Source organism: Streptomyces sp. NPDC004561 (assembly GCF_053602155.1).
Map to the genome: position 1 here is coordinate 1 of NZ_JBSGDB010000518.1, position 5,819 is coordinate 5,819.

Below are 5,819 nucleotides of genomic sequence, written 5' to 3' on the forward strand. Positions count from 1 at the left end.
GCCTTCATCTTGCCGGCCATGGCGAAGGTGCGCCGGACCGTCTCGCCCGCGCGGCCTGGGCGATCGGCGTCCCGGGCCTCGACGACCTCGGCCGTCGCGGCGCCGCCGGAACCAGGCTGAGCAGCCCCCAGGAATGCACGCCCGGCCGGGCCCCGGCGCACAGGGCCGCCTCGATGCAGACCCGCGCGCTCTGCTCGGTCGTGCACGTCCCGCACGGACCCGGCTGGTGCCTGCTGTCGCAGACCTGGTGCACCTCCCACCCGTACAGGTGACTGTGTTCGAGCACAGAGGCGCTCCGGCCCGTGCTTTCACCCACGCCGTTCACTGATCCTCCCTCGGGTGCTGCCGGCCCACCCGACCACCGCAGCCGGCCCGGGCGTTGCCCGCACGGCCTGCGGAGGTCCTCTCGCTTGCTCGCGGACGTGTCCTTCTCTCCGCGTGTATCGCAGATCGCCTCGAGATCGACGCGATCGGTGCCGAGCCGCGACGCGGCCGCCCGGCCGGTGCGCGGCTCATCGAGGGGGCGGCGCCGTGCCGCGCCCGTCGACGGCGAGCGTGCACCAGGTGGTCTTGCGACCGCGGCGGTCCCGGTGCGCACCCCAGGCGGAAGCGATCGCCTGTACCAGGAACATCCCCCGGCCCTGCTCTTCCTGGGGATCCGCCTGACGGACGACGGGCTGTGCCATGGACCCGTCCGTGACCTCCACCAGCAGGCGGTCACCGATCTGCATCAGTTCCAGCGTGATCCGAGTGCCGGGTGCGTGTTTGACCGCGTTCGCGAGCAACTCGCTGACGAGTAGCCGGCCGTCGTCCACGACCCCCGGCGGGCAGCCCCACGAGGTCAGGGCCGCTCCGACCAAGGCGCGTGCCCTTGCCACCTCGGCCGCCGCCGACCGCAGATGGAGGTGCACTTGCCGGCCGAAGCCCAGGTTGCAGTCGGAGCACACGAAACTGCGGTCGTCGGCCACCTGTGCGCCGGCGCGTACGTCGAGCGGCGCCGGCGGCTCCGGCTCGTCGCGGGCATACGGCGCGGGCGGCCGCTGCCGAGGCAACTGCCTGCCGCGCGACTGTAGTTCAGGAGGAACTGCGCGGCGGTGCGGATCATGAAGGTATACCATGGCGGGCCCTTCTGCCCGAGTGTGCGCGCGCAGCCGGCGTCGAGCCCGTCCGGGTCGTGCTCGACCGGTCGGCGGCACGACGTCTCGGGGCGCCCAGGCGTGGGAGCCTCACCGACGTCCGACTTCCAACCGCTGCCCGCGAACCGCGCGCAATTGTGCGATCGGCGCTTTCACACCCCGGTACGGTGCAAAAGCGGCGAGCACCGACTTGAGGGCCCGTCGTCGTAGATCCCCGGCATCCGGGGCGAAGGACGTTCGCCCCTGCGCTTCCACACATCGAGGCCCTCCCGACTGGCGTTCACCGGGCGGCGGTCCCACCACGGCGTCCGGCCCACACACTGCACGCGACGGGGAGAGCGGCGGTATACCGGCGGTATGCGCACCGGTCACGGCACCACAGCCGTCGGCCGGTTTGAACGGCACGCCGTCGATGCGACGGCTCCTACGCCGGGGTGGTGATCACCGAGGCGGGCAACCACGAGAAGGTCACGTCGCCGGCCGCCCGCGCCTGACAGCCCGCCGCACCCACCGGGCAGCACCCGCGGGCCGGCAAAGGCTTGCCGACGCCCGCGCCAGGTGCTGAGCGGGATCTCGCGGGACTCCGACGCGGGGCTGTGACAGCCTGCGGACATGCCAGAGCTGCGTGTTCATGCGGGTCGTCACTATGCCATCCAGTTCCACTACGCCTTGCCGGACGACGCCTGGTGTGTGGAGCTGAGCGAGGCCGTCCCGGCGCCGGCCGCGTGGGCTGAGATCCCCAACGCCGAGACACGCCTGCCGGGTGCTGCCTTCCTGGTGGCGGTGATACCCGACGAGGATCCGGACCTGGAGCCGACGGTTCGTATCCACAGCCACGACGAGCACGTCATACCCTACGAGATCATGCGCTGGTTCATGGAGAACGTGTCCGAGCAGGTTGAACGCTGCCGCATCGCCTTCGAGCAGGGAGAACCAGGGAAATGATCACGCAGTGACTGTTGTGATCACTCTGCTGCTGGAGGACCGGATCCTGCTGGTCGCCGCGTACTGGCGCACGAACCTCACCCTGCGGCAGCTGGCTCCGTTGTTCGGGGTGTTGAATTCGGCTGCGGACCGCATCGTCGATCACCTCGGGCCGGCGCTCGCTCTGCAGCGGCGCACCTCCCATCGATGTGGAGGTGGTGCAGCGGCCGCGGACGAAGGGGTTCGAGCCGCTGCCGAAGTGGTGGGTGATCGAGCGGACCTTCGGCTGGCTGATGCAGCACCGTGGTCTGGCGCGCGACTACGAAGCCCTGCCGCAAAGATCCCGCACGATGATCCACTGGGCGATGGCTAACAAAATGTCCCGCGAACTGACCGGAGAGATCCACACCAACCTGGCGAATCGAAACGGACATCCCACTCACACCAGCGTGAACGCTGATCAGATGCTCTCCAAGAGGTTGCGCAGGTAGGCGGTCCGGATGAGGCGGGCGGTCTCCACCGTGCCGTCGCACAGCGTCCGGTGCTGAGTGGTCGCATCGCCGAGGAAGTCGGTGAGCGGAGCACGTGAAGAAGCGGCCGTGAAATCCGTTGGGCACCCGTTCGACCCGGACCTACCATCGCGCGCATGACGACTCATCACGAGATACTCGAAGCCGCGCTGGCCCAGATCACCGCTGGTTACGTGTTCCCCGAAAAGACGGCTGCCATCGACGCGGCGATCCGGCGTCGGCTGGACGAAGGCGCATATCAGGACCTGGACGTGCGGGAGCTGTGCGAGCGAGTCACTGACGACCTCCAGAATGTCTGTCCGGACAAGCATTTGCGGTTGTTGTGGGACGAGGAGCCGCAGTCGATGGACGAGGAGCCGGAGGACGTCGCTCGCGCCCGTTTCGCGCAGTACGCCAGGGAGAACAACTACGGCATCCGGCGGGTCGAGCAGCTCGACGACAACATCGGCTACCTCGACCTGCGCATGATCGCCCCCGCCGATCCGGGTGGTCCCGCGATCGCTGCCGCCATGCAACTGCTCGCTCCCACCGAGGCATTGGTCATCGACCTGCGGCAGTGTCGGGGCGGCTCACCTGAGGGCGTGCAGTTGTGGTGCAGCTACTTCTTCGCTGACGACGGGGTACACCTGAGCGACATCTACGCGCGGGCCACTGGCTTGACCCGCCAGTACTGGACCCTCGGGCACCTCGCCGCACCGCGCTACCTGGACCGCCCGGTCACCGTGCTGACCAGCGACCTCACCTTCTCCGGCGGAGAGGAGCTGGCGTACAACCTGAAGGTGCTGGGACGCGCCACCTTGATCGGCCAGACCACCCGCGGTGGCGCCCACCCCACGGACCGTATTCCGGTCACCCCGCACGTTACCGTGACCGTTCCCGCCGCCCGCTCGATCAACCCGGTCACCGGCACCAACTGGGAAGGCGTCGGTGTCGAGCCCGACCTGGCCGTCGCGGCCGGGGACGCGCTGAAAGCGGCGCTGGAGCACCTGCGCACGCGGATCGGCTGAGCAGCGTTCGACGCTTTGCAGATAAGCAGTGGGGAGGTTGGGGGCGGATGGGGCAGGTACAGGTGCCGTGATCATGGAGTTGCGACGCTCTGTGACCACTGGAGAAATCTGTGCCTGCGCCGCCTTCACGGCTGATCGAACCGCTCTGAGAGCGGATCCCAAGGCGACAGGTTCACGAACTGCTGCACAGCCTGCATGTTGCCGTCCGGCAGCCGCTCGGCCATCGGCTGAATCGACTTCCGCCGGCCGTCCGGCATCAAACCCCGCAGATGACCTCGCCCCACCGCCGCTGATCCCGGCGCGGCACGTGCACACCCGGGGCACCGCCGCCGCACCCACCGCGAACACATCGAGCGTCACCAGACCGCGAAGGGCCGGTCACAACTGCCTGCGGATGCCCGGCTCCTTGGGCAGACGGGTGTGCTGGTCACCCAGATCGTCTTCGATGGCCCGCCGGGCGTCGCCGCGGCGCAGGATGGGCAGGACCGTGTGCTGGCGGACGTCCTCGACGAGGAAGGCCGTGCCGGAGTACAGAGCGAGCGCGACCAGGAGCAACGCGGCCGCCGCGTTGGCCAGTTCCAGGGCTTCGGGCGCGCCGAGCTGGTAGGCGGCCGCGAGGACCGCCCGCAGGATCGAGACCGTGAGGACCGCGCCGAGCAGCGTCTTGCCGAGGAAGGCGACCGCCGCCAGCGGAATGAGCATCAGGGCGAACGCGCACAGGTACATGCCGACAGCGACGCTCGTGCGCTGCGAGGGCGCGACGATGTGCAGCGCGCCGAGACCCGCCCAGGAAGTGGCGAACAGCCCGAGCGCGGTGGCCGCTCCGGTGTCGCGGGTCAGGAAGGCCATCACCGCGGCGAGGAACTCCAGCGGGCAGACGAAGACGGCCAGCAGGATCCCGGCGGCACGGACCTGCTCACCGGTGATCAGGCCCAGCCCGATGCCGGCCAGCAGCGCCATGCCGATGCCGAAGGAGAAGAATCCCAGCGGCAGCGGATTGCCGTAGGGCCGGACGACGACCCTGGCTGCCCTGGGGTCGGGCGGGAGCGCCGGGGGGCGAGTGCTTCTTGGCTCGCTCATGATCTGCTTCTCATCCGAGAGCTGCGGCGCGTCCATGGGTCGTGGCAGGTGGCACCGGTCCGCTTGCCTGACTCCGCGAAGGCCCGGACGAAGGCCATGGCCCGCTCCACGGTCTGGACGCGGCCGTCCACACGGCCGTCCTCCAACGACAGCAGGACGGTGGTGGCGCCGGCGTCGCTGACGACCTGGCGTGGCTGGACGAGTTCGGTCTGCTCGACGCCTTGCCCGGCCAGGATGGCCACTCTTCGGCCGGCAGGCGGTCCGGAAGGTGCAGGTCGGAGCCGTAGATATTGGACGTCGTAATGCGGATGATCGCGTCCAGGGGTTTCTCGATCTGTGGATCCGGCACGTCCTGCGTGGCGACATCGAACGGTCCGAGGTAGACAACAGCCTTCATAGCGCTCGGCCCTTTTTCGCTGCTCTGGCCGGGATGCTTCGAGGCGAGCCCGGCCCGGACGCCTTTCCCAGTGCCCCTGCCGAGAGCCGCGTAACGCGTCGACGGCTTTCGCCGCCGCTCTGCCGACAGCCGCGTCGGCGACCCGGCAGCGGCCAAGCTGCGATTCGAGTACCGATGGCCCACGACAGGGCGACGGCGCAGGGGAGGGCATTCCGGAACGGAACACGGACACAAACCGCCTCTCCCATGCAGAGCGGCGCTGTCCGGTGCAGGCTGGTGGAGGAACTGTTTTCCGTGGAAAGCTGCGTGGCGACGGCCTGTCCGGCGGCCCGGTGTCGGCCCGAAATGCAGCCGAGATTCCAGACCCGGTTTCAGGCGGATGATGCTCCCTCTGCGTAAGTCCGCGCATGGACATGGGCCTGCCACACCGTGAATCGAGCTGAGCCGAGCCGTCCGATAGCAGGATCCCCCCTCGTCCGATGCCTGCTCTGCTCGGCGGGCCTCAGCGGGAAGGAAGCGCGATGGAGATCAAGGGATCGGTTGCCCTGGTGACGGGGGCCAATCGTGGCATCGGCCGTGCCTTCGCTCGCGCGCTGATCGACCGGGGAGCGGCCAAGGTCTACGCCGGTGTACGCGACCCGGCGAGCGTGAGCGACGGGGTCCTCTCCGCGCTGCGTCTGGACGTCACCAGGCCGGATGAGGTCGCCGCGGCGGCCGCGGCCCCCGGGGTCGGGCCCAGAGTGAA

At 69.3% G+C, this 5,819-nt stretch carries 7 protein-coding genes and 3 pseudogenes; 6 read left to right on the top strand and 4 right to left on the bottom strand.

Features of this window, described 5'->3' with window-relative positions:
* The coding region (locus ACWEN3_RS39455) for a hypothetical protein (RefSeq protein ID WP_452981473.1) at positions 1–272 on the top strand (272 nt) is incomplete at its 5' end.
* Positions 273–512: 240 nt separating this feature from the next.
* Here ACWEN3_RS39455 and ACWEN3_RS39460 read toward each other — a convergent pair.
* Positions 513–1,052: an ATP-binding protein gene (locus ACWEN3_RS39460; RefSeq protein ID WP_452981457.1), complete on the bottom strand. Its 540-nt coding sequence runs from the start codon at positions 1,050–1,052 to the stop codon at positions 513–515.
* A gap of 696 nt (positions 1,053–1,748) precedes the next feature.
* Between ACWEN3_RS39460 and ACWEN3_RS39465 the strand changes: the two genes are divergently transcribed.
* The 4 genes and pseudogenes from ACWEN3_RS39465 to ACWEN3_RS39480 all read left to right on the top strand — a co-directional run bounded on the left by ACWEN3_RS39465 (position 1,749) and on the right by ACWEN3_RS39480 (position 3,597).
* Entirely contained in the window at positions 1,749–2,081 is a 333-nt protein-coding gene (locus ACWEN3_RS39465) for a hypothetical protein (RefSeq protein WP_452981460.1), read from the top strand.
* Positions 2,082–2,103: 22 nt separating this feature from the next.
* A pseudogene (locus ACWEN3_RS39470) lies at positions 2,104–2,256 on the top strand (helix-turn-helix domain-containing protein); the annotation flags it as partial.
* 7 nt (positions 2,257–2,263) lie between these two features.
* Positions 2,264–2,513, top strand: a pseudogene (locus ACWEN3_RS39475) (transposase); the annotation flags it as partial.
* Positions 2,514–2,763: 250 nt separating this feature from the next.
* Positions 2,764–3,597, top strand: coding sequence for a S41 family peptidase (locus ACWEN3_RS39480; protein ID WP_452981463.1), 834 nt, complete (start codon positions 2,764–2,766; stop codon positions 3,595–3,597).
* 140 nt (positions 3,598–3,737) lie between these two features.
* On the opposite strand, the pseudogene ACWEN3_RS39485 reads toward ACWEN3_RS39480, so the two are convergent.
* The 3 genes and pseudogenes from ACWEN3_RS39485 to ACWEN3_RS39495 all read right to left on the bottom strand — a co-directional run.
* Positions 3,738–3,910: pseudogene (locus ACWEN3_RS39485) on the bottom strand (transposase); the annotation flags it as partial.
* A 65-nt stretch (positions 3,911–3,975) separates the two neighbouring features.
* Positions 3,976–4,677, bottom strand: coding sequence for a GPR1/FUN34/YaaH family transporter (locus tag ACWEN3_RS39490; RefSeq protein ID WP_452981465.1), 702 nt, complete (start codon positions 4,675–4,677; stop codon positions 3,976–3,978).
* Complete coding sequence (locus ACWEN3_RS39495; RefSeq protein ID WP_452981468.1) at positions 4,674–4,919, bottom strand: hypothetical protein; 246 nt, start codon at positions 4,917–4,919, stop codon at positions 4,674–4,676. The genes ACWEN3_RS39490 and ACWEN3_RS39495 overlap by 4 nt, the downstream gene beginning before the upstream one ends.
* Before the next feature lie 676 nt (positions 4,920–5,595).
* On the opposite strand from ACWEN3_RS39495, the gene ACWEN3_RS39500 reads away from it, so the two are divergent.
* On the top strand, positions 5,596–5,819 hold a 224-nt coding region (locus ACWEN3_RS39500), incomplete at its 3' end, for an SDR family NAD(P)-dependent oxidoreductase (protein ID WP_452981471.1).